Consider the following 25,727-nt stretch of genomic DNA (forward strand, 5'->3'; position numbering starts at 1 on the left):
GACGAATGCTTCGGAATTGGTGACGGCCTCAGCCATCACCGGCTCCTTGCCTGTCGACCAGCGGACCGACGTCAAGGCTGCCCGACAGCAGACGCGGAAGCAGCTCGTCGCGAAGACGCGCGAGCGTTCGTGACTCCTCGGTCAACGCCCTGAAGCGCGCGAAAAGCGGGTCAAGGACCGAACCGAACTTCGCATTGACGGCATCAGGCGCGACAACGAGCGGGATTTTCCGCATGTTGCCCTGGCTCAGCTTTGCTTGAACGGCGCCTGTTACGTAGGCTGCAATGTTCGTTTGTTGAAACAGCAGAAAGAGATGCTCCTGCGAGAAGCCGCGAACGCCCGTAAGGACGTGCGCGTGGTTGTTAACCCAGAAGCGGCCCCACACGTACTGAGTGAACGGCAGTCCTTCAGGCGTCACGACCGATCCGTCTTCGCCGACGAGTACGAAGCGGCCGTCGAACAGGAAAGCGTCGACATAGTCCATGACCGACGTCGCGCCGTAGTATGGGAAGTCCCCACGGCGTTGCTCGCGCTCGCGCGAAGACAGGGGCACTCGACGTGAGTCGTGGATCTCGATCACGTCGCCAATTCTTCCGGCTTCCCACCCCTTCGGAATGCTTCCCAGTTCCGATTCGACGAACTCGCTTGGGAACAAGCTCGCAGTCTCGGCATCCATGCCGCTTGGGGTGCGGCCTTCGGACTTGGCGCGCACGGGGTCGAAGTCGACGAACCATGACTTGAAAAGCGCCCGCGCCATCGCCTCGAGCGTCGCGTTCATCTTGCTGTTCAGCTCGATCTTGTCGTCGAGCGCACAGAGGATGCGGGCGATTGCGCGCTGCTCGGGGACCGGCGGCACCGGGAAGAGCTGCGAACCGAATGTGTCTCTACTCAACGACGGATTCGAGGTGCCGTCCTTCAGGTGGTTGAGCCCGACGTACTTGACGAGGTAGTACGCGAACTTCAGGTCCACGTCGTCTCGTAGAGGTCTGAGCGAGTAGGCGGTGTCGATGACCCAGTAGTCCGAGTCGACCCACTCTACACCGAGCGGCCCTTGCCCCTTGCGCCCGCACACGACGCCAGGCCCCGCGAAGAGAGCCGTGTCGTGACTTCCGCACCGCCCATTGGTTCCGAAAACGGGAACCGGCCCTGGGCGTCTGCTCGTCTCGACGAGCGCCTTTCCATATCGAAGCTCGAAGAGAATGCTCGAGCGAACGAGCGGCCACTGGACCGAGTCCGGCGCAAAGCCCCGCGCCAACGTCGCGCCGAGGAACTCTTCAGCCCCCATACCCGAGCCCCCGCAGGTTCTTTCGGATCTCCTTTTCCAGCCGCGCCCCCTCCGTGAAGTGCTCCTCAAGCGTCGCCACGAGGCGCTTCATCTTCTCGTCGAAGGGCTCGCCGTCGTCCTCGACTTCCTCGGCGCCCACGTAGCGGCCGGGCGTGAGCACGAACTGGTGCGAGGCGACCTCGGCAGTCGTCGCGCTCCTGCAGAAGCCGGCCACGTCCTCGTACTTGCCCGCGCCGTCACCGCGCCAGCGGTGGTACGTGTCGACGATCTTCGCGATGTCATCGTCGGAGAGCTCGCGATGCACGCGGTCGACGAGCGTGCCGAGCTTGCGCGCGTCGATGAAGAGCGTCTCCTTCTGGCGATTGCGCATCTTCTTGCCGCGACCACCGAGGCCGTTCTTCTTGTCGCGCGCCAGAAACCAGAGGCAGACGGGGATCTGCGTCGAGTAGAAGAGCTGCCCCGGCAGCGCGACCATGCAGTCGACGAGATCCGCCTCGACGATGGCCTTGCGGATGTCGCCCTCGCCCGACTGCTGCGACGACATGCTGCCGTTCGCCAGCACGAAACCGGCGATGCCGGTCGGGGCGAGGTGGTGAAGGAAGTGCTGCACCCAGGCGAAGTTCGCGTTGCCCGCGGGCGGCACGCCGTACTTCCAGCGCACATCTTCCTTGAGGCGCGGCTGGCCCCAGTCGCTGTCGTTGAACGGCGGGTTCGCCAGGACGTAGTCGGCCTTGAGATCCTTGTGGCCGTCGGCGTGGAAGGTGTCGCCATGGACGATGTTGGCGTCGATGCCGCGGATCGCGAGGTTCAGCTTCGCGAGGCGCCAGGTCGTGTGGTTCGACTCCTGGCCGTAGATGCTGATGTCGCCGACGCGTCCGCCGTGCGCTTCGACGAACTTCTCGCTCGAGATGAACATGCCGCCCGAGCCGCAGGCCGGGTCGAAGACGCGGCCCTTGTAGGGCGCGAGCATCTCGACCAGCACCCGCACCACGCCGCGCGGCGTGTAGAACTGGCCGCCGTTCTTGCCCTCGGCGGCGGCGAACTTGGTGAGGAAGTATTCGTAGACGCGGCCGAGCACATCGCGCGCCCGGTTCTCCCGGTCGCCGAGGCCGATGGTACCGACGAGATCGATCAGCTCACCGAGGCGCGTCTTGTCCAGCCCAGGCCGCCCGTAGTCTTTCTGCAACACGCCCTTAAGCGTCGGGTTCTGGGCCTCGAGGGCGACCATCGCGTCGTCGATGAGCTTGCCGATCGTGGCCTGCTTCGCGTTGCCCTGAAGGTGCGTCCAGCGCGCCTCCTTCGGCACCCAGAAGATGTTCTCGGCGCGGTACTCGTCGGGATCTTCTGGGTCGGCGCCCGACTTCTTGTCGGCCGTGAGCGCAGCGTGCTTCTCCTCGAACGCGTCCGAGATGTACTTGAGGAAGATGAGCCCAAGAACGACGTGCTTGTACTCGGCCGCGTCCATGTTGTTGCGGAGCTTGTCCGCCATCTGCCAGAGCTTCTCTTCGAAGCCCACCACGGCATCGGACGTGGAGCCGTTCTTCGTGCTCGCCTTCTTCGCGTCGGGCGCGGCCTCGTTCGCTGCGGCCTTGGGCGGTCGTCCGGGCTTCTTCCTGCCTGTGTCACGCTTCGCCATCACGTCCCGTCCTCACCGCGCGGCTGCGCATCGATCCACTGGTCGAACTCGGTACGCTTGATGCGCCCCCCCCGAATCTTGAACGCAGGATTCTATGTCACGGCCTCGGCAGGCTCAACGCCTGTTCAGGCCGCCGTCCAAGGTGCCGGCAACGCCCCCCGACCGCCTGCTGCGGTCACCCGGCGGGCGCGGGATCAGGCCGACATGATCGACGCCGACCGCGACGTGCTCGCCCAACAACAACTCCTTGGTGCGCAAGATCGGCGAGGCGCTTGGCGCGGACGCGGGAGACCGCGGCTGCGTCGCAGACCGACGCGCCGACGACGGCGCCCACGACGACTCGGCTGACCAAGCTCTCCGTCCCGAACTCCACGCAATGTACCGCGAGGTCCTCGGGCGCGAGACCCGGTCCTCGGACTCGGCGTACCCGGTGTGGAAGCCGAGGCAGGCCCAGAACGGCCGCATCCGCGCCGGGCCGATCGAGCGGCGCGCGCCCGGCGCGGCCGCCACCGTGAAGGTCCTGCCGCTCCGCATGACCGCCGCCGAGGTCGATGCTCTCGACGAGGCGTGGAGGCGCCTCGGGTTCAGGAGCCGGACGGCGATGATTCGGGCCGTGATCGCGACCTATGTCGCCGACAGGAACGCTCTGCTTCCCGACCAGGCACTTGCGCCGAGGTGATCGACCTTCCTCCTCGCGCAGCGTTCGTTCATGATCGCGCGCGAGGCTCACATGAACTCGATGGAGTACGCGAACTGGGCGCGGCGGGCGTTCTGCTACTGCGAGGCCGCCCTCGCAGAGGAGATCGCGACTCCCTCGCAGTTGTGCATCACGGAGGAGTTGGTCCGCGCCGCCTTCGTGCGCGGACTCGGGCATACAAAGCCAGCCGAGGCACACAGGCTCAGGACCGAGGAGCCGGCCGGGTTCGCGGGCGCGGTGTGCTGGAATGATCCCTCCCACGGTGCATCGTCGGGCCGTCCCATCCAGCACGACGTCGCGGTCGCTGCCGGCAACGACGCTAGCGGCAATGCTGACGCCGGCATGATCACCGAGGTGAAGTGGCTGAAGACGAACAAGGCGGACGACGTCGGCCGCGATCTATGGAAGCTTGCGTTCGCGCGTGGCGCGTCGGTGCACTCGGCCGCTCCACGGGCGTTCCTGCTGATCGGAGGAGAGGCGTCGAGCTTCTCCAGCTGCCTCCGCTCGCTGCGCGCAGGTGGTGCCGACTTGCGCTGGTCTGACGCCGGGCGCCAGGGCGGCGCACCTTCGCCGACGACCATCAAAGTAGACGCTTTCTGGAAGACCGCGTTCGGCCGCCGAGCGTTTGATGGGCTACTCGGCTGGGGCGCCAACGGCCACGTTCGACAACCGCCAGGCTGCGCACTGCGGGTGAGGATGACACGTCGGGCTCACTGGCTGCGGACGCTTCCGAACGAGACTGGCAACGGTTCGACATCATGGCGCCTGGTGCTGTGGGAGATGACTACTCACGGCGCCGGCAACCCAAGCCCGGTGCCGTGGCCGACGATGCGGGCTCAGGCGGGTCTAACGTGCTGATCGAGGTCATCCATGGAGGGCACCGTTCACCCACCGGTCGCTGAGTAAAACGCCCCGCGCCTCGCGAGCCCGATTCTCCTGGAGAAGAGCCCGCCGAGAACGCCCGCACGGACGCCCGCGACCACCTCGACGCCGCCTCCCGCGCTCTCCTCGCGCACGATCGAGAACACCGTGCGCGCACCGTCACGCCGCGCCGTTCCGCGAGAAATGCAGAACCCCGAGAAGCTCGCGCCGCTCGGGGTTCCGTTTACCTGCTGGTCGCCCTTTTTGGCGCGACTCGAAGTAGCTCCGCATGGGGAGCGGCTTGCGAACCACTCTCTGCGGGCTCTGACGGGTCGCTATCTCCGTCGGGGGTCTGTCCCGTCCGTTCTCTGCATAGCGAACCCCGCGCAGCCACTGGGGCGATGATCCGGGACAGCTTTCGGTTGTGGGACTGCTCTCCGCTCTCTCTGTCGGCGGCTCACTGATGCCCCCCGTGCCGCGCCGAGGTGCCTCGCTGGTGGTGGACAGATTCAACGGATCCAACTGCGTCCCGTTCGCCTGGACTGTCCGGCCACGTCGAGCGACCGCCGAGGTGCTTCGCATGGTGAGCGCGGCGCTCGCGGGCGCCGATCTGCCCAAAACGGGCCGGCTCACGGGTTTCACGGCCAAATGCGATCACATCTCTTGACTACTCAAGTATACGGTTGAATACTTGAGCGCATGACGACGCCCCATCGGCGGTTCAAGGACGCCATCTACGAGCAGTTCGCGCGGCTCGGGAAAGCCGTCTCGGCGCCCAAGCGGCTCGAGCTGCTCGACTTGCTCTGCCAGGGCCCCCGCACTGTCGAGGCGCTCGCCGAGCAGGCAGCCATCTCGGTCGCCAACGCTTCGCAGCACCTGCAGGTGTTGCGCGCCGCTCGGCTCGTCGACGCGGAGAAGAAGGGCCTCTACGTCGAGTATCGCCTCGCGGACGACGAGGTCTGCCGTTTCTTCTTCGCCCTCCGTGGGCTCGCCGAGGCGCGACTCGCCGAGGTCGACCAGGTCGCCCGCGAGTACTTCGACCAGCGCGGCGCGATGGAGGCGGTCGAGGGCGACGAGCTCATGCGCCGCGTGAAGAGCGGCGAGGTCACCGTGCTCGATGTTCGTCCGCCCGAGGAGTACCGGGCCGGCCACATCCCCGGCGCGCTCTCGATCCCTGTCGGTGAGCTGAAGGCGCGCCTGAAGGAGCTGCCGAAGGACCGCGAGGTCGTCGCCTACTGCCGCGGCCCGTACTGCGTGATGGCAGTCGAGGCGGTGGAGCTGCTCCGGAAGAAGGGCTTCAAGGCCCACCGCATGGAGCAAGGAGTCGTCGACTGGCGTGCCCGTGGTTGGCGCGTCGAGGCCGAGAGCCAGGGAGCACGCTGATGATCTTCAAGCCCTACTACTACTTCGAGACCGGCTGCGCTGCGTACCTGTTCGGCTGCGGGGGCCTCGGCAAGTGCGCCGTCGTCGATGCCCACGAGGAAGACGTCGACGCCTACGCTGCGTTCGCCGAGTCGAAGGGCATGCGCATCACGCACGTCATCGACACGCACGTGCACGCCGACCATCGCTCCGGCGGCCCTGCGCTCGCCAAGAAGGTCGGCGCAACCTACTGCCTGCACGAGTCCGCCGACGTCGCGCTCGCGTTCGAACCCCTAAAGGACGACCAGGAGATCGAGCTCGGCAACACGCGCGCGAAGGTGCTCCACACGCCCGGCCACACGCCGGAGAGCATCAGCCTCGTCGTCACGGACCTGCGGCGCGGGGCGGACCCGTGGTTCGTCCTGACCGGGGACACGCTCTTCGTCGGTGCTGTCGGGCGTCCTGACCTACCCGGTCGGGCACGCGAGAACGCCGGGGAGCTTCACGACAACATCCACGCGAAACTGCTCACCCTGCCCGATGAGCTCGAGATTTACCCGGGGCACTTCTCGGGATCCGTGTGCGGCGCGGGCATGAGCGGCAAGCCCTCGAGCACCATCGCGTTCGAGAAGCGATGGAACCCGCTGCTTTCGAAGTCACGCGAGGAGTTCATCGACGCCCTATGTGATGTGCCGCCAAAGCCCGCAGAGATGGCGCAGATCATTCGCATCAACCAGGGCCGCGAAGGGAACACCCCATGAGCAGCGTGCGTCTCGGTCTCCGCGAGAACCTCGCGCAGTTCTCGCTGCTGGTGGTGGTCAACGCCTTCGTCGGCGCCATGGTCGGCATGGAGCGCACCATCCTGGCGCCGATCGCGGAGCAGGAGTTCCACCTCGCCGCGAAGACCGCGGTGCTCTCGTTCATCGTCGTGTTCGGCGTGACGAAGGCGCTCACGAACTACCTCGCCGGGCGGCTCTCCGACCGCTTCGGACGCAAGCACGTGCTCGTCGGCGGGTGGCTTGTCGCCGCTCCGGTGCCGTTCCTGCTGATGTGGGCGCCGACCTGGTCGTGGGTGCTCTTCGCCAACGCGCTGCTCGGCGTGAGCCAAGGCCTCACGTGGTCGACGACCGTCATCATGAAGATCGACCTCGCCGGTCCTGCGAAGCGCGGGCTCGCGATGGGACTCAACGAGTTCGCTGGCTACTTCGCAGTGGCCGGAAGCGCGCTTGCCACCGGCTTCATCGCGGCGCACTACGGCCTGCGCCCCGAGCCCTTCTACCTGGGCGTCGGCTTCGTTGTGATTGGTCTCCTGCTCTCCGCGCTCGCCGTCCGAGAGACCAAACACCACGTCGCCGCGGAGTCGAAGCTCCACGGCGAGCTGCCTCCCGAGGGCATGCCCACGCAGCGCGAGGTCTTCTGGCGCACGACCCTCACCGACGCGAACCTCTCCAGCGTCAGCCAGGCTGGCCTCGTCAACAACCTGAACGACGGCATGGCCTGGGGCCTGTTCCCTCTCTTCTTCACTGCGGCCCGCATGGACCTCGGCCAGATTGGCACGCTGGCCGCCATCTACCCGGCGACATGGGGCGTCACACAGCTCTTCACCGGCGCGTGGTCCGATCGCGTCGGCCGCAAGTGGCTCATCGCCTCCGGCATGTGGGTCCAGGCGGCGGGCATCGGTCTCGTCGTCCTCGCGAGCGGCTTCGCAGGGTTCGCAACGGGGGCCGCGCTGCTCGGCGTTGGAACCGCGATGGTCTATCCGACGCTGCTCGCGGCCATCGGCGACGTGGCACATCCCTCGTGGCGCGCATCCTCGGTCGGCGTCTACCGACTGTGGCGCGATCTCGGTTACGCCATCGGCGCGCTGCTCGCTGGCGTCATCGCCGACGCGCTTGGCCTCCCGGCCGCGATGTGGGCCGTCGCGGCGCTCACGTTCGCGTCGGGTGTCGTCGTCGCGCTGCGCATGACGGAGACGCTGCGCCCCGCCGCTGGAGCGCGAGAGCCCGGACCAACGTGCGTCGAACCCACCCAGCTCGACCAGGTGGCGAACGCAGTCATCGTCGACGTGCGCTCGCCGGACGAGTTCGCCGCTGGGCACGTCGAGGGCGCCATCAACATCCCGCTCGACGCGCTCGCGGAGCGGGCCTCCGAGCTTCCCCAGGGAGCCGTCGTCGTCACCGTGTGCGGCAAGGGTGGCGGCCGCTCCGAGCGCGCTGCCGAACAGCTGCGTGCGAGCGGGTTCTCGTCGGCTCGGTCCCTTTGCGGTGGGACCCAGGCTTGGATGCAATTGACCGCGCAAGGAACATGACCATGGCAAAGACCCTCTTCATTCTGAACGACCCACCCTATGGCACCGAGCGCAGCTACAACGCGCTCAGGCTCGCTGGCTCCCTGTCGAAGCGCGAGGGCGAGGAGGTGAAGGTCTTCCTCATCGGCGACGCGGCTGCGTGCGCCAAGGCGAACCAGAAGGTGCCGCAGGGCTACTACAACCTCGAGGTGATGCTGAAGGCACCCGCGCGCCATAGTGCCGAGATCGGCGTCTGCGGCACGTGCATGGACGCGCGCGGTATCGCGGACGCGGAGCTCGCGGAGGGCACGAAGAGAAGCACGCTCGAGGAGCTCACCAACTGGACCCAGTGGGCCGACAAGACGTTGGTGTTCTGATGAGTACGCCCAAGACGGTGGTCATCCTCGGAGGCGGCGTCGGCGGTCTTGTCGCTGCTCGCGAGCTTCGGAAGCGACTTCCGCGCGAGCATCGCGTCGTGCTCGTGGACCGCGAACGTGAGCACCTGTTCGCTCCCTCGCTTCTGTGGCTCATGGTCGGACTGAGGGACGCCGCGAGCATCAAGCGCCCGCTCAAGCGCCTCGAGCGCAAGGGCATCGAGGTCCGTCTTGGCGAGATCGAGAAGATCGATCCCGAAACGCGCCAGGTAACCGTGGCCGGCGAGACGCTTCATGCCGACTACCTCATCGTCACGCTGGGCGCGGAGTTGGCTCCCGAGGCCGTGCCCGGGCTCCAAGACGTCGGGCACAACTTCTACACGGAGGCCGGCGCGGAAGGGCTGCACGCGGCGCTCCAGTCTACGCGAAAGGGTCGCATCGTCGTGCTGACGGCGGCGCCCGCGTACAAGTGCCCGGCGGCCCTTACGAGGCCGCCTTGCTCATCGACGCCTACCTTCGCAAGCGCGGTCTGCGCGACGCGGTCACGGTCGAAGTCTACGCCGCTGAGCCCGGTCCGATGGGCGTGGCTGGACCGGAGATGTCTGGCGCTGTGAAGCAGCTCCTCGAAGCCAAGAGCATTCCCTACTACCCCGAACATCAAGTGAAGGCGGTTGACGCGGCGGGACGCCGGCTCGAGTTCGCGAATGGGGCGCAGGTGGACTTCGACGTGCTCGCGTACGTCCCACCCCACCGCGCGCCACGGGTGGTGCGCGAGTCCGCGCTGGCAGGCGAGACGGGCTGGGTCTCTGTCGATCGCCACACGCTCGAGACGCGCTTCCCCGGCGTCTACGCGATCGGTGACGTGGTCTCGATCCCGCTGAAGCTCGGCAAACCGCTCCCGAAGGCGGGCGTGTTCGCGCACGGTCAGGCCGTGGTCGTCGCCAAGAACATCGCGGCCACGATCGCTGGCGGAAACGCCGCTGCCCGCTTCAACGGCCACGGCGAGTGCTTCGTGGAGATCGGCGACGGCAAGGCCGGGTTCGGCGGCGGCGACTTCTATGCCGAGCCGAAGCCCAACGTGACGGTGCGGGCACCGAGCTGGCGCTGGCACCTGGGCAAGGTCCTCTTCGAGAAGTCGTGGCTGTACACAAGGCTGTAGAGGTGATCGTGAAGCACGACCGTCAAGGCATCCTGCAGCACATCGGGCGCACACCGCTCGTCCCCCTGGAAAGGATCGCGCGCGGCCTTCCCGTGCGCGTGTTGGTGAAGTGCGAGCACCTGAATCCCGGCGGGTCGATCAAGGACCGCATCGCGCTCGCCATCGTCGAGGACGCAGAGGGTCGCGGAGTCCTTCGCGCTGGCATGACGCTGGTCGAGGCGACGGCCGGCAACACGGGGATGGGCCTCGGGCTCGTGGCTGCCGCGCGCGGCTACCGCCTCGTGTGCGTGATGCCGGAGAAGATGTCGATCGACAAGCGCCAGGCGCTCGCGTCGCTCGGCGCGAAGGTCGTCATCACGGCGAACGCGCCACCTTCGAGCCCGGAGAACTTCCGCAACGTCGCTCAGCGCATGGCCGAGGAGCACGGCTGGTTTCTCACGGACCAGTTTCGGAACCCTGCGAACGTTCGCGTCCACGAAGAGACGACCGGCGCGGAGATCCTCGAGCAGACCAGCGGGCGCGTCGGCGCGTTCGTGGCGGGGGCCGGAACAGGAGGGACCCTCACGGGCGTCGGGCGTCGGCTGAAGGCGGCGTACCCCGGCGTCCGCGTGGTGCTCGCCGATCCGGTCGGCTCGGCGCTCGCCGACTGGGTCGAGACCGGCACGCTCGGTGCGGATGGTTCGTACGCCGTGGAGGGTATCGGAGGCAGCGAAGCGCCCGAGAACCTGCACCGTGACGTCCTCGACAGCGCGGAGCGGGTCAGCGACGACGAGAGCTTCGCGATGGTGAAGCGGCTCGTACGCGAGGAGGGACTCCTCGTCGGCGGCTCTGCCGGCACCAACGTGGTAGCGGCGCTTCGACTCGCAGCTCGAGGCGGTCTCGATGGGCCCGTGGTCACGGTGCTCCCCGACTCGTGGGATCGCTACCGTGCGAAGCCGTGGATGCAGGGGTGGGCGTCGTGACCGAAGCTGCCGTCGCAGCCGGAACCTACGCTCGATGGCGAGCGACGGCGCTCGGCGGCATCACCGAGCGAGTCGAGACGCGGGTCGTCTTCGAGCGTGCCGGCCCCCTCAAGGGCAAACGCGTGCTCGATGTCGGAACCGGTGATGGGACCTACGCAATCGAGGCCGCTGAGCGCGGTGCAATCGTCACGGCGCTCGACCTCGAGCAGGAGATGCTGGACGCAGCACATGCGCGTGCCGTCTCACGCGGAGTCGAAGTGACCCTCCAACAGGGGCGCGCTGAGCAGTTGCCGTTCGAGGATGCCTCCTTCGACGTTGTCGTCGCGGTGACGGTGCTCTGCTTCGTGCCGGACGCGCAGCGCGCTGTACGCGAGATGGCTCGCGTTCTGACGCCTGGCGGTCGCGTCGTGCTCGGCGAGCTTGGCCGCTTCAGCGTGTGGGCCGCCGAGCGGCGCGTCCGAGGTTGGCTCGGCGCGAGCACGTGGCGGCGTGCACAGTTCTGGTCCCGTGGCGAGCTCGCAGCGCTCGCGCAGGGCGCTGGGCTTCACGCCGCGAACGTGCGCGGCTCCGTCTTCTTTCCGCCGAGCAGCCTTGCCGCCCGGCTCGTAGCTCCCGTCGAGCCACTCCTCACCCGTCTCCATGCCCCGGGCGCGGCCTTCCTCGCGCTCGCAGCGGACAAGCGCGAGTTCCCGTCATGAACCCCAGCGATCCCATCTACCTCGACCACAACGCCACGACCCCTCTCTTGCCCGAGGTCGTCGAGGCGATGCTCCCCTATCTGCGCGAACACTTCGGCAACCCCTCGAGCGGCCACGTGTACGGTGCTCGGGCACGCAGCGCCCTGGCGCACGCGAGGGAGCAGGTGGCGGCGTTGCTCGGTTGCGACCCTGACGAGGTGCTCTTCACGTCGGGCGGCACCGAAGCGAACAACCTGGCGATCCGCGGCGTGGGCGAGGCGCTCGAAGCGCGCAGCCACATCGTGACGACCGCGATCGAGCATCCAGCGACTGCGCGCCCGTGCGCGTGGCTCGAGAAGCACGAGCGGAGCGTGACCCGCGTCGGGGTCGATGCCGAAGGACGCGCCAGCGTGAACCAGGCACGGGAGGCCATCGACGGCGACACGGCGCTCGTCACGGTGATGCACTCGAACAACGAGACGGGCGTGCTTCAGCCCGTCCGCGAGCTGGCCGGTCTCGCGCACGGAGCCGGCGCGCTCCTCCACACCGACGCCGCGCAGTCGCTCGGCAAGGTACCCGTGAACGTGCGCGACCTCGACGTCGACCTGCTTTCCGTCGCAGGACACAAGCTCTACGCGCCCAAGGGCGTCGGCGCGCTCTACGTGAAGCGTGGCACGCCGCTCGTGCCCTTCGTCCTCGGCGCGAGTCACGAGCGCGGGCTTCGCCCGGGCACCGAGAACGTCGCCTCCATTGTCGGCCTCGGCGCCGCATGTGCAGCGGTTGGGCGCGACCTGGAGGCGGCGGCGAACCGGATGCGCGCGCTACGGGACGAACTCTGGGCTCGTCTCGGCGCCGACGTTCCCGGGTTGGCACTTAACGGCCATCGCGAGCTGCGCCTGCCGAACACGCTCAACGTCCGCTTCCCGCGAGCTACCGGAGACGCGGTACTGACCGGCGCGCCGGAGATCGCCGCGTCGACGGGCTCGGCGTGTCACGAGGGCCACGAGAGCGCGTCGGCTGTCATCCTGGCAATGGGTGTTGCCCCCAAGGAGGCGCTCGGCTCGGTGCGGCTCACCCTGGGGCGAAGCACCACGGAGGACGACGTCGCGCGGGCGAGCGAGGCGCTGGTGCGGTCCTGGCGGCGCGTGGCCGGCGAATAGCCACTTTCATACCAAAGCGGCTATTCGCCGCTCCCGCAGCTCCGGGCTCACCCCACCAGCTTCTTGAGCATCGCCATCCCCCGCTCGGCCTCGGCCGGCGTCGCGTCGGCCAGCTCGAGGTACACGCGGCCGCGGGCGTCGTAGAAGCTCTCGGTCTGGACGATCCAGCGCTCCCGCTCGGGCGTGGCCAGCTCGACGTCGGCGGCGAGCTTGTGGAGCGCGGCGCTCACCAGGCGGTGGCTCGTGCCCTTCGGGAGCCGGATCTCGATCTGCGGCTCGGCGGTCCCGTAGCGGCTCTCGCCCTGGCTCACCGTCTTCGTCGTCTGCGTGTTCTGGCTCGTGGTCCGCATCGTCGTCCTCGCGTTCTGTAGGGCGGCTCGTCGCCCGTTGCGAGGGACATACAGGCTTCGGTTCGCGCCCCTAGCAAGGCCAAGAACGTCGGTTTCCGATGTCTTTTCGAGCGGTTGGAATAGGCGCGAGGTTCCGCGCCCTTCGGGCCGCGCAGCCGACGGAGGCCGATGGCCTACATCCGCCGCGTGAGCCCGGCGCGAAGCATCTCGGCCACGAGTGAAGCGGCCAGCTCTTCGTCGGTCTCGCCCTTCACGGCGAGCTCGATCTCCTCGAACTTGCGCGCGTTGGCCACCACCCACTCGATGTACTTCGGCACCGTGAAGTCCTCGACGCCGAACGCGATGTCCTGCATCGCTTTCACGATCTGCAGGGCGGTGCCTTGGAACACGCGCCCGTCTCTCATCACGATCTTCATGCTGCGGTCTCCTTCCGGCGCGCTCGCCAGTTGCCCGAGTCGATGACGGGGCGACCTTCGACCTGCTCGGGCGCGAGGAGGTAGGTCTCGACGGCGGCGCCGTCCTCGAGGGCGATGCGCGTGCGCCGGTAGAAGCGCGGGTGCCCTTCGAGCTGGTCGAGCGCGGCGAGCGTGGCCTCGTCGACCTCATACACCTCGCCGGCCACCGCGTGCTCGCCGCCGCGCACGAGCCCGGGGAACGCGCCGAGGTCGCGCAGCTCGAACGCCGGCTTGGTCCTCGCCTCCGCGACGAGCCGGGCGCCCGTCAGGAGCCGGTGGTTCGGCTCGCCCGCGAGGAGCGTCCCGTAGACGAAGACGCGCGTGGGCGCGCCACGCTGGCCCTTGGGCGTGTTCATGGCTCCACCCCCGCTGCGGTGGCAAGGGGCGCGACGTCGAAGCCCAGGCGGGCGTACGCGCGCCACAGGACGCGGAAGTAGCCGGGCTGCGGCGCCCAGGGCTCGAACCCGTCCTCGGGCTGCAGGTACGTCGTCGCGCGGCGGCGTTGCCCGTGCTCGTCGAGCACCAGCTTCACGACGCGCTCGTAGGCGAATGGGTGGCCCTCGAAGCGATCGAGCGAGCGGAGGTCCGCGTCGTCGAGGCGGTAGAGGAGCCCCTCGACGCGGGCGCCGCGGGCCCGCACGACGCTCGCGACCGCCCCGTCCCAGCGGTGGCTGAAGCCGCCGAAAGCGAGCGCGTAGTTGGGCAGCGCGGCGCGCGCCACGGGCTGCGCGCTCGCGCACCGCGAGCGCATCTGCTCGTCGTCGAGGTTCGAGCCGTACGCGAAGTAGAGCACCTGTCCCATCTTCTCATCTCGCCGCGGGCCGAGGCCCGCCGTAGTCATCCATCGCTTCCGTTGGCGGCCGAATCCAGGGCCGGCGTACCCGGCCCCGCGCCCCTCACGCTGCTGCTCGGGCATCGCCCACCTCCTCGCTCGCCGGGGCGCTCGCGGCCGGGCGGCGGTCGCGGCGCTCGCCCTTCCAAGCCGCCGAGCCCGCGAGCTTCTTGGTGAGGTGCAGGCGCGCGGTCTTGAACTCGTCGCCGATGAGCCCGAGGTGCAGGAGCACCACCCGGAAGTCGTACTTGGCGGTCGCGGGGTTGAACTCGCGGCGCTTGCTCGACGCGGCCTTCGAGCCGAGGGCCTTGGCCGCCATCGCGAGCGCCAGCTGCACGTAGGCCTTCACCTCGCCCGCGTGCAGCGTCCCGTTGAAGTAGCGCAGCTCGATCGTGCCGCGGAAGAAGAGGCTGTTGAGGTTGAGCCCGTGGTAGCGCGAGGAGTCGTAGCGCTGCGGGCTGGTGTTTCGGTACCCGTACCAGGCGTCGCTCACCTCCTGCATCGTCCTGGGGCGGCGCGCTTCGATGCGCTGGATGAACCCCGAGTCGATCGGGCGGCAGTAGCGCGCGAGGCGCGTCTCGCTGACCCCGAGCGCGTGCTCGAGGAGGCGCTCCTGCTTGTGCACCAGCTTCACCAGGTTCGTGACGCTCTTGGCGTCGAAGCGGCTGCCGTCGATGTGGATGTGGATGCCCGTCGAGGTGTCCGCCTTCGCGCCCGCGGTGCGCACCGCCCGGACGACGTTCTGCAGCTCGTCGATGTCGTCGTAGCCGAGGACCGGCGAGACGATCTCGCCGCTGTTCTCGCCGCCGCTCAGCGAGCCGTCCGGGACCACCTGCCAGCGGCGCCCGCGCGCGTCGGTGATGCGCCAGCTGCGGTACTCGTCGGCGACCGTGCCCCCGACCACGCTGTGGATGGCGCGGGCGAGCTTCTCGCGGCTCAGGCCCACCGTCTCGATCTCGATCCCGAATCGCAGCGTCTTCATCGTCGTCGTCCTCGCGTTTCGCGCGGGGCCCAGTGCCCGTCGCGTGAGGACATACAGGCTTCCGTTCGCGCCCCTAGCAAGGCAGAACACGGCGCTTTCTGATGTATTTTCAGGCACTTGGAATAGCCGCGACCTTCCGCGGACTTGGGGGCGTCGCGGACTCGGTGCCGCCGCGACGCCCCCCGGATCTCGGTGCCCTTCACGCGCTGGCTGCGCCCGCATTCGTGAAGAGCGCTGCGGCCTCCTCGGCGCCCAGGTGCGAGAGGTAGTGGCCGAGCGCGCGGCGGAAGAACTCCATGCGGTTCTTGATGCCGCGCGTGCGCCACGCCTCGTCCATGCGCTCGACGACCTCGGCCTCGAGTCGCAGCGGGAGGATCTTCACGTCGACGGGCTCGCCGTTGCGCTCGCGCGTCTTGCGCGGGCCGACCGGGATGCGACCCTTCTCGGCCTCGCGGATCTTCCAGATGAGGTAGCGCCGGTCGTCGCTGCCCGTCGCCCGGCCGACCGCCTCGAGGTACTTCGCCTGCAGCTCCTCGATGCTCATCGACGTGAAGCGTCCCCTCACGTGCGTCGGCGTGGCCGCGCTCGCGTTGGACGCGGCGCTCTCCTCCGCGGGCGTGTCGACCGCGGGCGGCGGGCTCTCGGGCGCGGCCGGCTGCTCCGCTCGGGCGGCGAGCGTCTCCTCGATGCGCCGGATGAGGAACTTCCGGTTCGGGCTCCGTGACGTCTCGCCCACCACCTCGCGGAAGCGCGCCTGCAGCTCCGGCAGGCGCAGTCGCTCGAGCTCGTTCCTGGTTCGCTTGTTTCGGTTGCTCATGGTCCGTCTCCTCGTCGGGCGCCGGGTACACGTCACCCTTCACGCGCGCGCCCTGGCTCGCGTGTCGGGCTGCGCTCCGCGATGGAGCGCTCTGTCGGTCAGCTCGTCGTCAGTCCTTCAAGTCGGCGAAGCACTCGAGATCGATCGCGCGTGGGTCGCAGTGCACGAAGCTCGCGCTCCCGTCCGCGCGCAGATGGGCGACGTCGAGGCGATCGAGCCTCGTCACGCCGCCGAGTCGAGCGAGGACCTCGTCGTCCGTGAGGAAGTAGTCGTCCGCGTCGACGTTCACGTCGGGGCGCAGGGCGCCGCGCATCACGCCGAAGATGCGCACGCGCTGCCCGTTGAACCCGGGGATCTCGCTGCCCACGTACGTCGTCGTTGCGCCGATGATCTTCATCGCTCCTCCTTCTTCGCGGCGGCGAGCCCCGCCCGGTACGCGGCCTCGAGCGCGGCGCGCAGCTGCCACACCGCGAGGTCGCGGAAGTCGAGGCTGTCCGAGCGGCGCGTCTCGAGCGTCGAGAGCCCGAGATGCTGCTTCGCGATGTCCTCGATGACCTTGCTGTCGCTGGCTGATCGCTCGCGCTTCATGCGGGACATACAGGCTTCCGTTCGCGGGGCTAGCAAGGTCGTTCCGAGAAGAATCGACCTCGCTGCTCCACTCAGCGCGACGCGACTCGCCACGCGGCCTTCGAGCCGTAGCGAAGCTGCTGGCCCTCGACGAGGAAGACGTCGGTCGGCGCGGTGCCCTTCTCGTAGCGGGGCTCCTCGCGCTCGTCGTCTTCGCAGTCCTCGTCGTCGTCGTCGACGAACTCCTCGCGCACCGCGACGCCGGCGACGGCGTTCTCGAAGGGCCAGCTCTCCTGGCTCATGATCATCACCTCGGCGTCGGGGTCCTGGTCCTGCAGCAGCTCGATCAGCTCGCTCACCTTCATCGTCGTGCTCCGCTTCGGGGTGGTCCGTGAATGCGCCCCGTTCGCGAGGGACATACAGGCTTCCTTCTGCGGGCTATCCAAGGCGAAGAAGCGAGAATCGACCTCGCTCGCGGAACTGCGCGTTACCCCGCCAGAAGTCCGGGGAGCCTCGCCAGATCGAGCCACCCGCGCAGCACGCGGGCACCGACGCGGAGCGCGGTGGCGCCGACGCCGAAGCTCGTCTCGCGGGCGCGCCCCGCGGGCTTGTTCACGGTGTTGTCCCAGAGCCCGTAGTCGAAGGTCGCGATGCGGCCGTGCTGCTCGTCGAGTCGCTCGAGCACGCAGACATGCTCGGGCGGTGCGAGGTACAGGATGTCGCCGGGCCTCGGTCGCAGGTCGCGCTTCGCCCAGACGAACGCGTCGCCGGTCGCGAAGACGAGCCGCGAGAGGTTCGTGCCGCTCTGCCACGGCGCGCGACCGCCGTCGTCGTCGCGATTGAGGATGCGCTCGTCGCGGAAGCCCAGCTCACGCAGCACGTAGTGCGCGAGATCGCCGCAGGCCGAGTAGCCCTTCCAGCGGTTGCGCCCCTCGGTGACGAGCTCGAACACGGGGTCGCCGAGCACGCGGCCGGCGGCTCCGTTGCAGGCGAAGCGCGCCGCCTCGACGGCGGCGGCCCGGAGCGTGGTCTCATCGACGAAGCGACGCGCGGGCGAGGCCTGCACGTTCATCACGCCGTCTTGTCGTGCAGGTCCTTGATCGCGTCCTTGAGCGCGACGAGCGCGGCCTCCACCTTCGTGACAGCCTCCGTCTGCGCGCGGCCCATCTCCGCGACCTTGTCGAACAGCTCGCGGAGCGCGGCGTCCTTCTTCTCGTTGACCCGCCAGAAGGCCCAGCCGAGGACCGCCACGAGCCCGTAAGGGCCGGTCGCCTGAAGCCACGTCGCGATGGTGCTGAACTCGTTCATGTCGTTCTCCTCGTCGTCAGGCCACGGGCGTGGCGGGAAGCAGGTCTCGAACGTCAGCGGCGCGCCGCACGCCCGTCGCGCGCCGTACCGCCTCCTCGAACGCGACGTCCGGAGCGAGACCGACCTCGAGACGCAGCCACGCGTAGAGGACCAGCCACGCGCCGTCGGCGTGTCCGAAGTAGTGGTGCGCGAGCACGCCTGGCAGCGCCTTGCCTGCCTCGGCGAGCGGCCCGAGCTGGAAGCTCGCTGCACGCAGCCCCGGCCAGCGGCGCGGCACCTCGAGGCCCGGCGCCGGCGCACTCGTCGCCCACCGCACGAGCGAGGCCACCGCCTCGGCCTGGGCGGGCGTCGGCAGCACGTACTGCCCCTCGTGTGCCCACGGAGCCTTGATGCTCCGCTCCCACGGGAGGCCCTTGCGGAGCAGCCGCGGGTAGTACGGGTTCACGACCTTGACACCGAAGGACGGGCCGTTGTGCACGGGTCCGGCGTGCCAGAGCATCTCGGACGCGAGGTCGCCGTGCTGGGTCAGTTCGCCGTCCGGCCCGAGGACGAGATGCACGCTGAGCCCTCGCTTCTTCAGCACGGCGATCGTCGAATCGACGCTGCGCGTGACGGTCTCGTGGATGACGAGCTCGGTCGCGCGCGTTCGCTTGCCCTTCGATACGAAGCGCGCGGTGCCGTCCTCGAGGAAGGTCCGGACGCGCACGCTATCCGGCGCGCTGCTCGCGACGCCGCGAACGACGAGCCCGCTCACCGCCCGGGCTCCTTCACGCGGGCGGCCTCGGGGAGACGCGTTTCGATCTTCAGCCCCCGCGGGAACCAGCGCGCGACGTCCTCGGCGGCGACCGGCTTCGCGAGCTTCGCGTCCACTCGCCCCTGCTGGTCCTTGAGCAGCGGGATGACCCGCTTGCGCTTCACCAGCTCGGCGTGGACCTCGTCGACGAGCATCCTGTGGAGGTGGCCGAAGCTGCCCGGCGCGGGGTGTGCGGGCTCAGCATCCGGCGACCGAAGCAGGAACTCTGTCGAGCGACACGTGGGGCACGCGGGCAGCGGCACAACGGCCGCGTCGGCCTGCTCGTCGCGCGCGACTCCGACCTCGAGCGAGTCGAGCACGATGCGGTTCTCGGCGGCGCACTTGCCGCAGCGTTGAAGGACCTCGGTGGCGTTCAGCTCGTGGATCGACATCGAGGCCTCCTCAGGCGACCGCCGTGTACGTGCCGAACCACCAGACCGTCCCGAGCGCAGGGAGGGTCTGGTAGCTGAAGTAGCCGAACCCATCGCGATCGACGGTGAACGTCGACGGGTTCCCCGAGAAGCCGCTCGACTGACTGAGCGACGAGAACGTGATCGACGACGGTGACGCCGGGAAGCGGTTGCGGAAGTTGGTCGCGCCGCCGCCCGCGAGCGTGCGCGAGGCCGTGTCGGCATTCGAGTACTCCATGCCGAGTCGGCCAACCTCCTGGACGCTGCCCGTCAGCTCGAACGCCGAGTTCGTGGTGCTGCTCATGGGCAGATTCCACGAGCGATCCCACGTCGTGAACGTCGCCTCGTTGTTGAAGTCGTGGAGGAACTCGAGCGAGTTGCGGCCGAAGCGGAAGGCCGCCGAGTTGTAGAGCGTGCTGTCGCGCGTCCAGCCGGCGCCGTTCCACGAGGCGTTCAGCGTGAACCACACGGAGTCGCTGTCCGCGTAGATGCGCAGGTGCGTAGGCGCGGTGCCCGACGCATTCGAGTCGAGGATGAGCGCCTTCGATCCGCCGAGCGCGGGCTGCCGGATCGTTCGGTGCTGGCCGGGGTTCGCCTCGTTGCCGCGGAAGTGGTCGCCCTCGACGGCGTCCAGGATCTCGGCGAGCGAGGTCTCGACGTTCACCGCGTTGAGGTTGTTGCCAGCGTCGGCGACGGAGATGGCCGACGCCGCGTGGGCGCCCGCGGCCTGGTTCACGTGGCCGTTGAGGCCGCCGAGAAGCGTGACGAGCGCGGCTCGAAGCGTGCCCGCCGCGATGGCCGTGGGCGCACCGGCGATGGCGTCGACGCCCACGAGGCCCGCGCCCGGAGCCGAGGCGCCCGTCGCCGAGAGGTCGGTGACGATCTCCTGCAGCTGCGACTGCACGTTGATGCCCGCGATGTTGTTGTGCGCCGTCGCAGCGATGGCGCTGGCTGCGTGCGCTCCGGTCGCAGCGCTCACGTGCGTGTTCAGGAAGCCGAGGAGCGCGGCGAGCTGCGTCTTCACGGTGCCAGCGGCCAGCGCGTTCGGAGCACCGGCCGACGCGTCGACGCCGACGCGGGTGGCACCGGACGAGCCCACGGCGCCGGTCGTGAGGTCGTCGACGACCTCGTCGATGGCCGCCTGCACATTGGCGGCGCCGACGAAGCCGTGCGCAACATAGTCGATGGCGGTCGCGGCGTGCCGGCGTGCCGCCGCCGTGAAGTGGTCGCGCAGCTCCGCGTCCACCTCGTCGAGCGAGGCCTGCACCGTAGCCGCGAGCGGGGCGAGGATGCCCAAGCCCCGTCACGACGGAGACCGAGGAGCCCTGCGCGAAGATGAAGGCCTGCCGTCGCGAGGTGTCGAGGTCGGCGACGAGGATCTGCGTCTGCCCGGGGCGTCGCCGCACGTCGCAGAGCAGCAGCTCGTCGGCCTGCAGCGCCGCCTTGGGCGCGACGCCGATGGCGCCCTCGGGCGCCTGACGGACCACGAGCTCGAACGACTCGTCACGCCGGAAGAACACCTGCTGCGAGTTGCCGTCCGTCCGGGGATCGGAGAGCAGCCGCTTGAAGCGGAGGAAGATGCCGAGCCAGCGCTCGTTGCCGACCGTCGCCACGTCGGTCGGGATGCCGACGAGGTCGACGGCGCAGTCCACCGTCTGGCCGGTGCCGAAGAACATGCGCTGGCCGAGGTTGTCGTAGGCGCGCGCCGGTGCGGTCAGGTCGACCGTTAGGTCCGGTACCGGCGAGTGCGGCGCGGGGACAGCACCCGCGACGATGCCGTAGATGTTCAGGTCCGCGGCGAGGTCCCGGTCGGCCTTCTCGAGCAAGGCGAACGCGAGGTCGAGCTCGGCCTCGGTGACGCGCTGGCGGAAGTAGAAGTCGACGCGATCGGCCATGTCCTTGCCTCGGAGCGCACGGGGCCCTCCGGTGAGGCAAAGCCGGCTGACGCGGCTTTCGGGGGACAGGCCTTCAGTGCAGGTCCGTCGTCTCCCCCAGGTCGCTGAGACCCAGCTCCCAGTGGTTCGGCAGGATGGGCGGGAGCGGCTCGACCAGGGTCCGACGAAGTGGGTGTGTGCGGGCTTCAGGTATCTCGACGATGGCGCGGAGCCCTGCCGGCGCTCGCGCTCGGCCAGGATGCGCGCGACCTCGACGTTGAAGGCGTACCGGGCGAAGCGGGTCCGAGGGGCCCGAGGACCCAGTCGATGCCCAGCCCGGACTCGCCGAGGATGAGCGTGTCGGCGTTGGGAACGGCGAGATGGCCGAGATGTCGATGCCGAGGAAGAAGCGGATCGCGTTCTGATGCCCCTTCGCCGTCCCCTTCTGCCGGTACATCTCGACGAGCACCGACGCGAGTCGGCGCTTCCCATGGTGTCGAGCTCGAACGGGAACGGGTTGCCGAGGTCGCGGAGGATGAGGTCGAGGAAGCCTCAGGCGCGCGCTCGAGATCGAAGATGTCGGGCCAGCGATCGAGGTCGGCCAGCAGCAGGTCGGTCACTTCCTGCAGGCAGGCGATGAAGCGGAAGAGGTCTCCGGTCTGATCGTCGCGGCGGTTGTGCTTGGGGAGCATCCGCCAGAGGTCGAAGCGACGCGTCTGCGGCCGCGCAGGGCGGAACCCGGTGAACGTCGCGCGGTGGTAGGGCGCGAGGACGACGTTGCCGAACAGGTCCGTGACGCCGAGCGCCACGACCTCATGCACGACGTCCGGGGGTCATCTCGGTGTCGAGCGTGAGCAGCACGACGCTGCCATCGACAACCGAAGCGACGACGGCCAATGGCACGGCCGGCGCTCCCTTCGGCGTAAGGACAAAGCTCGAGCCGCCGGGCAGCAGGACGGGCTCGTCCAAGGCGACGCGAACCGTCTTCTGCGCGAGCGCCTGCGCCCCCACCAGCCGCGGCGCCGTGCGGTCCTCGACGACGAACGAGTACACCTCGTCGACGGAGGCGGCACCGCCCACCGTCTGCCCCGCTACGCGCACGGAGACCGTGGCGAGGCTCGCCATCTGAACCACCGGGTGCAGCACGACGCGAAGCGTGTCGACGGTCTGCGTTGCTCCGGCGAGCGGGCCGGCGAAGGCGGCGGTGATCTCCGGCAGCGCGCCGCCGTCGAAGGCCAGTACGCCGTCGACCCAGACATGGACACTGGCTCGGTTCACGCCGTCCGCGCCGGTGTCGATCAGCTCGAGGGCGAGCGTCGCGTCGACGGGCACGCCGGTCTCGCCCGGGCTTGGGTCGCGGTTCACGACCACCAGCCGCGGCGTGCTCACGACGAGCGCGACGCTGTCGACGTAGAGCGCGGGAAGCTCGAGCGTGCTCATGCCGGTGCCCTCATGCGGTCACCAGCTCGAGGCGCACGCCTACGGTGTGCACGCCCGACAGCTTCGAGACATTGGCAGCGAGGTCCGTGACGAGTCGCTCCCGGCCCGGCTTCGCACGCATGCGCGCGAGCGCGGTGCCGTCGACGACGAGGGAGGCCTCCCACGCGAGTCCCGCGGGCGTGCTCGCCGGCACCCGAAGGCGAAGCAGCGCTCGCACCAGCTTCACGCCCGTGAGGTCCGTCGACTGCGTCACCTCCGTGTGGTCGCCGAGACCGAGCTCGAAGAAGCGCCCCGGCTCGTCCTCGCCGAGCACGAAGGCGTAGTCGCCTCCGGTCGCCTTCGAGGTGACCAGGCGTCCCTGGCCTCGCCCGAGTCGGCTGGTGAACGCGGTGAGCGCCATCGCCTCACACCTGCCGGAACAGCTCGACGTGGTCGAAGAAGGAGCGCCGCGTCACGTCCTTCACCGAGCAGCCGAAGCCGCCGCGCCCAGAGGTGAGCGGCTGGCTGCCGGAGTTGATGCCGAGGTGGTCGTCGATGAACTCGACCATCCCGGAGACGGGCTGCCAGTCGGGCGGCGTGCCGAGGGCCGTGCGCCGCGAGGTCGTTCTGGAAGACCTTGAGCACCACGTCGCCGTTGGTGTTCACGATGACGTCGAGCCGCAGATGCACCCAGGTCGCCTGCGCGAAGCTCGCCGCCGACTTGAGCAGCACGCCGGGACCATCGGCGTTCGGCAGCCCCACCGTGACGGCACCCTTACGGAGCACGATGCGGTGCGGGTCATCGTCGGAGAGCCCGAGCAGGTACGCGCTGTCGTTGACCGAGTTGCCCTGGCAGCAGAGGAACAGAACGGCGAGAAGCCGCGGGTCCGCCGCCAGGGCTGCGCTGAACGACGCCGAGAATGGAGCCACCCTTCGCCATCGGAGCGAAGCTCGCGAGGTTCGCGAACAGGGCTACCGCGCCATCGACGGCCGCGAGGGAGTTGAAGGCGTAGAGGAAGCTCCCGCCGCCTCGGGGTCGAGCGATGCCCGCGGTGACGCCGCGATCCACCGTCGCGATGTCGAGCCCGTCGTTCAGGTACGTCCAGTCTGCGGCGGCCATCGGTCGCTCCTCAGAGGGTGGCCGCGTTCGCCCAGGCGTTGTTGAAGTCCTCGACGGCCGGCACGCCTCTGTCGAACAGCGCGGTGCTCGCCGTCACCGCGGTCCACGTCCACGCGTAGCTCTGGTTCGAGCGCCACTGGTCTTCGAAGTCCTCGCGCGGCTCGCCGTCGAACACGCCCGTCGCGGCAGTTACCAACGCCCAGTCGCGCAGGTACGGCACGTTGCTCCAGCCCGTCTCGCAGTCCTCGACGGCGCCGCCACCGAAGGCGCACGTGACGAGCTGCGCGGGCGGCAGCTCGTAGAGGTAGACCGCGTTGGCCCAGCCGCGTCGAACTCCCTCGTAGCCCTGAGCGCGCTGTCGAAGAACGCGAGCATCACGGTACCGTCGTCGAGCGACGCGAGGAGCGAGAACCAGCGCTCGAAGTCCTCCAACGCGTCCTCGGGCGCGGTGCCGAAGCCTGCGAGCACCTCGAGGCTCGTCACGGCGGTGAGCGTCCAGTGCTCGGCCTCGCCGGGCAGAGCCCCCTCGTCCTCGAAGCTCGGGTTGAGGAGCGCCATCAGAGCAGCTCCCCCGTGTCGCCGTTGCGAAGGGTCACGGTGCCGAGCACCGGGAACTCGCGCACGTTGAGCTTCACGCCGGCGGGCAGGTCGTTGAGCGTCAGGTCGAGCCGCGCGTCGCTCCATTCTGGTGCACGCCCGGCGTGTCGCGGATGACGTTGAAGAGATCCGACGAGAAGATCTCGCCAACCGCGTTCCCTCGGCGTCCTTGATGTTGAAGCCGAAGTCGACGAGCGGGTTGGGCGTTGCCGTCCTGCTCGCTGACGCGGAAGTAGAACGGGAGGTTCAGCGCGCAACCCGGTCACGGACGTCGTTGCCGGCGAAGTCCTGGCGCAGGATGAGGCGCGTAGCGACATCGACGACTCGGTAGACCGGGTCCCGCACGCTCACCTGAAACGTCAGCGTGCACGGGTGACCTCCAGTTACCCGCCGCAGCACCACAGGTTCTTCAGCGCGGGGCGTCGGCGCCGCCGCGCCCGCCGTCGACTGCGGGATCACGTAGAGGATGCCGGTGTTCTCCGCGATGGTCGGGTCCTCGTTCGAGGTGAGCATCAGCGCCGCGCGATGACCCGGGAGCCTTCGCAAGTTGATCCCCGAAGTCGTCCTCGCGACTGTGCGCGTGAGCGCGCGCAGGCTCTCGGGGCGAGTAGCTTCGAGGAGGCCACCGTCTCACGATCCGCGCCGCCCGAGGCGGGCAGCGGGTTGCGGACGGGGACCTGCACCGGGCTGCCGTACGCGTCTTGAAGGCGCCCTCGATGACGACGATGCGTCGGCCTGCGTCGACGTTCCCTGACGCTGCCGCCGCCCGTCTTGTAGGTGACCGAGACCGTGCCGCTCCGAGGCATGCCCGCTCACGCCGCTGCCGAAGCGCAGCGTGGCGCGGTCGTTCCGGCCAACGGTCACGACGAAGTGGCGGTCGCTGCGCGCGAGTCGAGGAAGCTGTCGACCTCCGTGAACGCGCCCTGCGGCGTGGTCACGAGCGCGGAGCCGTCGAGTGCGGGGCGTAGTCGAGGTGCAACCGAGGTCGTCGACGCCGCGCGCGGGAAGAGCTGAGTGACGTCCTCGAGTTCTCGACCACGGCGACGACGCGCGGCGGGTCGGCTCCCGGGGCGATGACGGCGGGCGCAAGCAGCTGGAAGCGGACCGGCTCGGTGACCTCCTGCGTGCGCAGCACGGTGCCGGCCGGGATGGTGACGCCCGCGGCCGGAGGGAGAACGAGCTGCACGAGGACATCGGCGGTCGCGGCCTGCGCGCCCTGCAGCCGGTAGCCGAGCATCTTCGCAAGGCCATCACGCTCTTGTGCTGCGTGGCGGTCACGAGGCGCGACTCGCGAGGGTGGTGCGTGTCCTGGTAGAACGTGAGCACGTCGCCGACGAAGGCGTAGAGCTCGACCAGCAGGTTCCTGGCTCGCGACGTCGAAGTCCGTCCAGTCCGGGAAGACGCTCTTCACGAGCGCGCGACCAGCCGCGCCCGAAGGGCGTCGAAATCCTTGTCGGTGTAGTCGACGGACCTGGGCAACGTGGGTTACGGGCGGTAAGCCCGGAGGCAAAGCTGTCGAGCCGCCTCTCGGGGAGCCCGGCCCCGGACGGTCAGCGCTCGAAGGACACGGGCCACGGCCGCCGCCACGTCCCGCTCGCGCACCCGCACGCGCAGGGTAAGTGCCGGGCCGTCCTGTTCGACGCTCAGGCTGACGAGCGCCGGGCACTCCAGCGCTTGAGGTTTGCGCGTTAATTGTAGACGCGGGCCAGCTTCCGAGGGCCGCGTCGTTGCGCTGGTGGCGCA

General features: G+C 69.0%; 25 protein-coding genes and 6 pseudogenes. 10 read left to right on the plus strand and 21 right to left on the minus strand.

The window, feature by feature from the left end; translation table 11 throughout:
• Positions 1–28 precede the first annotated feature (28 nt).
• Together IPG50_38245 and IPG50_38250 are read right to left on the minus strand one after the other, a co-directional pair.
• Positions 29–1,285 (minus strand): restriction endonuclease subunit S, encoded by a 1,257-nt coding sequence (locus IPG50_38245; protein ID MBK6697989.1) that lies wholly within the window; start codon positions 1,283–1,285, stop codon positions 29–31.
• Positions 1,275–2,921: an SAM-dependent DNA methyltransferase gene (locus IPG50_38250; GenBank protein MBK6697990.1), complete on the minus strand. Its 1,647-nt coding sequence runs from the start codon at positions 2,919–2,921 to the stop codon at positions 1,275–1,277. Before IPG50_38250 ends, IPG50_38245 begins: the two co-directional genes overlap by 11 nt.
• A gap of 376 nt (positions 2,922–3,297) precedes the next feature.
• Between IPG50_38250 and IPG50_38255 the strand changes: the two genes are divergently transcribed.
• The 10 genes and pseudogenes from IPG50_38255 (at position 3,298) to IPG50_38300 (ending at position 12,460) form a co-directional block, all read left to right on the plus strand.
• Complete coding sequence (locus IPG50_38255) at positions 3,298–3,600, plus strand: ribbon-helix-helix protein, CopG family (protein MBK6697991.1); 303 nt, start codon at positions 3,298–3,300, stop codon at positions 3,598–3,600.
• Positions 3,601–3,630: 30 nt separating this feature from the next.
• Positions 3,631–4,476 (plus strand): hypothetical protein, encoded by an 846-nt coding sequence (locus IPG50_38260; GenBank protein ID MBK6697992.1) that lies wholly within the window; start codon positions 3,631–3,633, stop codon positions 4,474–4,476.
• A 702-nt stretch (positions 4,477–5,178) separates the two neighbouring features.
• Positions 5,179–5,862 carry a metalloregulator ArsR/SmtB family transcription factor gene (locus tag IPG50_38265; protein MBK6697993.1) on the plus strand — a complete coding sequence of 228 codons (684 nt, stop codon included), beginning with the start codon at positions 5,179–5,181 and terminating at the stop codon, positions 5,860–5,862.
• Positions 5,862–6,602 carry an MBL fold metallo-hydrolase gene (locus IPG50_38270; protein MBK6697994.1) on the plus strand — a complete coding sequence of 247 codons (741 nt, stop codon included), beginning with the start codon at positions 5,862–5,864 and terminating at the stop codon, positions 6,600–6,602. The genes IPG50_38265 and IPG50_38270 overlap by 1 nt, the downstream gene beginning before the upstream one ends.
• Complete coding sequence (locus IPG50_38275; GenBank protein MBK6697995.1) at positions 6,599–8,149, plus strand: MFS transporter; 1,551 nt, start codon at positions 6,599–6,601, stop codon at positions 8,147–8,149. The genes IPG50_38270 and IPG50_38275 overlap by 4 nt, the downstream gene beginning before the upstream one ends.
• A gap of 2 nt (positions 8,150–8,151) precedes the next feature.
• Positions 8,152–8,505 (plus strand): DsrE family protein, encoded by a 354-nt coding sequence (locus tag IPG50_38280; GenBank protein ID MBK6697996.1) that lies wholly within the window; start codon positions 8,152–8,154, stop codon positions 8,503–8,505.
• Positions 8,505–9,661: pseudogene (locus IPG50_38285) on the plus strand (NAD(P)/FAD-dependent oxidoreductase). Before IPG50_38280 ends, IPG50_38285 begins: the two are co-directional and overlap by 1 nt.
• 5 nt (positions 9,662–9,666) lie before the next feature.
• Complete coding sequence (locus IPG50_38290; GenBank protein MBK6697997.1) at positions 9,667–10,623, plus strand: cysteine synthase family protein; 957 nt, start codon at positions 9,667–9,669, stop codon at positions 10,621–10,623.
• Positions 10,620–11,321: a class I SAM-dependent methyltransferase gene (locus IPG50_38295; GenBank protein MBK6697998.1), complete on the plus strand. Its 702-nt coding sequence runs from the start codon at positions 10,620–10,622 to the stop codon at positions 11,319–11,321. The genes IPG50_38290 and IPG50_38295 overlap by 4 nt, the downstream gene beginning before the upstream one ends.
• Positions 11,318–12,460, plus strand: a complete 1,143-nt coding sequence (locus IPG50_38300; protein ID MBK6697999.1) for a cysteine desulfurase — start codon at positions 11,318–11,320, stop codon at positions 12,458–12,460. The genes IPG50_38295 and IPG50_38300 overlap by 4 nt, the downstream gene beginning before the upstream one ends.
• A 47-nt stretch (positions 12,461–12,507) precedes the next feature.
• Here IPG50_38300 and IPG50_38305 read toward each other — a convergent pair whose 3' ends face one another.
• The 19 genes and pseudogenes from IPG50_38305 to IPG50_38395 form a co-directional block, all read right to left on the minus strand.
• A complete protein-coding gene (locus IPG50_38305; protein ID MBK6698000.1) occupies positions 12,508–12,810 on the minus strand; it encodes a hypothetical protein in 303 nt (100 codons plus the stop codon).
• 173 nt (positions 12,811–12,983) lie between these two features.
• Positions 12,984–13,214, minus strand: a complete 231-nt coding sequence (locus IPG50_38310) for a hypothetical protein (protein MBK6698001.1) — start codon at positions 13,212–13,214, stop codon at positions 12,984–12,986.
• A gap of 8 nt (positions 13,215–13,222) precedes the next feature.
• Complete coding sequence (locus IPG50_38315; GenBank protein MBK6698002.1) at positions 13,223–13,621, minus strand: gamma-glutamylcyclotransferase; 399 nt, start codon at positions 13,619–13,621, stop codon at positions 13,223–13,225.
• Positions 13,618–14,058, minus strand: a complete 441-nt coding sequence (locus IPG50_38320) for a gamma-glutamylcyclotransferase (protein ID MBK6698003.1) — start codon at positions 14,056–14,058, stop codon at positions 13,618–13,620. The genes IPG50_38315 and IPG50_38320 overlap by 4 nt, the downstream gene beginning before the upstream one ends.
• Positions 14,059–14,161: 103 nt before the next feature.
• A complete protein-coding gene (locus IPG50_38325) occupies positions 14,162–15,079 on the minus strand; it encodes an amidoligase family protein (GenBank protein MBK6698004.1) in 918 nt (305 codons plus the stop codon).
• A gap of 199 nt (positions 15,080–15,278) precedes the next feature.
• Positions 15,279–15,896 carry a hypothetical protein gene (locus IPG50_38330; GenBank protein ID MBK6698005.1) on the minus strand — a complete coding sequence of 206 codons (618 nt, stop codon included), beginning with the start codon at positions 15,894–15,896 and terminating at the stop codon, positions 15,279–15,281.
• Between the two features lie 109 nt (positions 15,897–16,005).
• Entirely contained in the window at positions 16,006–16,293 is a 288-nt protein-coding gene (locus tag IPG50_38335; GenBank protein MBK6698006.1) for a hypothetical protein, read from the minus strand.
• Entirely contained in the window at positions 16,290–16,484 is a 195-nt protein-coding gene (locus IPG50_38340; protein ID MBK6698007.1) for a hypothetical protein, read from the minus strand. The genes IPG50_38335 and IPG50_38340 overlap by 4 nt, the downstream gene beginning before the upstream one ends.
• 71 nt (positions 16,485–16,555) lie before the next feature.
• On the minus strand, positions 16,556–16,828 hold the full coding sequence (locus IPG50_38345) for a hypothetical protein (protein MBK6698008.1): 273 nt from the start codon (positions 16,826–16,828) through the stop codon (positions 16,556–16,558).
• A 122-nt stretch (positions 16,829–16,950) separates the two neighbouring features.
• The gene (locus tag IPG50_38350) at positions 16,951–17,535 is read right to left on the minus strand and encodes a hypothetical protein (protein MBK6698009.1); all 585 of its coding nucleotides are present in this window, start codon (positions 17,533–17,535) and stop codon (positions 16,951–16,953) included.
• Entirely contained in the window at positions 17,535–17,771 is a 237-nt protein-coding gene (locus tag IPG50_38355) for a hypothetical protein (protein MBK6698010.1), read from the minus strand. The genes IPG50_38350 and IPG50_38355 overlap by 1 nt, the downstream gene beginning before the upstream one ends.
• A 16-nt stretch (positions 17,772–17,787) precedes the next feature.
• Positions 17,788–18,477 (minus strand): N-acetylmuramoyl-L-alanine amidase, encoded by a 690-nt coding sequence (locus IPG50_38360; GenBank protein ID MBK6698011.1) that lies wholly within the window; start codon positions 18,475–18,477, stop codon positions 17,788–17,790.
• Between the two features lie 44 nt (positions 18,478–18,521).
• Positions 18,522–18,956, minus strand: a complete 435-nt coding sequence (locus tag IPG50_38365) for a hypothetical protein (GenBank protein ID MBK6698012.1) — start codon at positions 18,954–18,956, stop codon at positions 18,522–18,524.
• 10 nt (positions 18,957–18,966) lie between these two features.
• A pseudogene (locus IPG50_38370) lies at positions 18,967–20,869 on the minus strand (hypothetical protein).
• A gap of 73 nt (positions 20,870–20,942) precedes the next feature.
• Positions 20,943–22,288 (minus strand): annotated as a pseudogene (locus tag IPG50_38375) (phage tail protein).
• A 10-nt stretch (positions 22,289–22,298) separates the two neighbouring features.
• Positions 22,299–22,688 (minus strand): hypothetical protein, encoded by a 390-nt coding sequence (locus IPG50_38380; GenBank protein ID MBK6698013.1) that lies wholly within the window; start codon positions 22,686–22,688, stop codon positions 22,299–22,301.
• A 4-nt stretch (positions 22,689–22,692) separates the two neighbouring features.
• Positions 22,693–23,387: pseudogene (locus tag IPG50_38385) on the minus strand (hypothetical protein).
• Positions 23,388–23,397: 10 nt separating this feature from the next.
• Positions 23,398–23,945, minus strand: a pseudogene (locus tag IPG50_38390) (hypothetical protein).
• Positions 23,945–25,463, minus strand: a pseudogene (locus tag IPG50_38395) (t4-like baseplate wedge). The pseudogenes IPG50_38390 and IPG50_38395 overlap by 1 nt, the downstream one beginning before the upstream one ends.
• Between the last annotated feature and the right edge of the window lie 264 nt (positions 25,464–25,727).

This window comes from Myxococcales bacterium (genome assembly GCA_016703425.1).
Taxonomy (GTDB): domain Bacteria; phylum Myxococcota_A; class Polyangia; order Polyangiales; family Polyangiaceae; genus JADJCA01.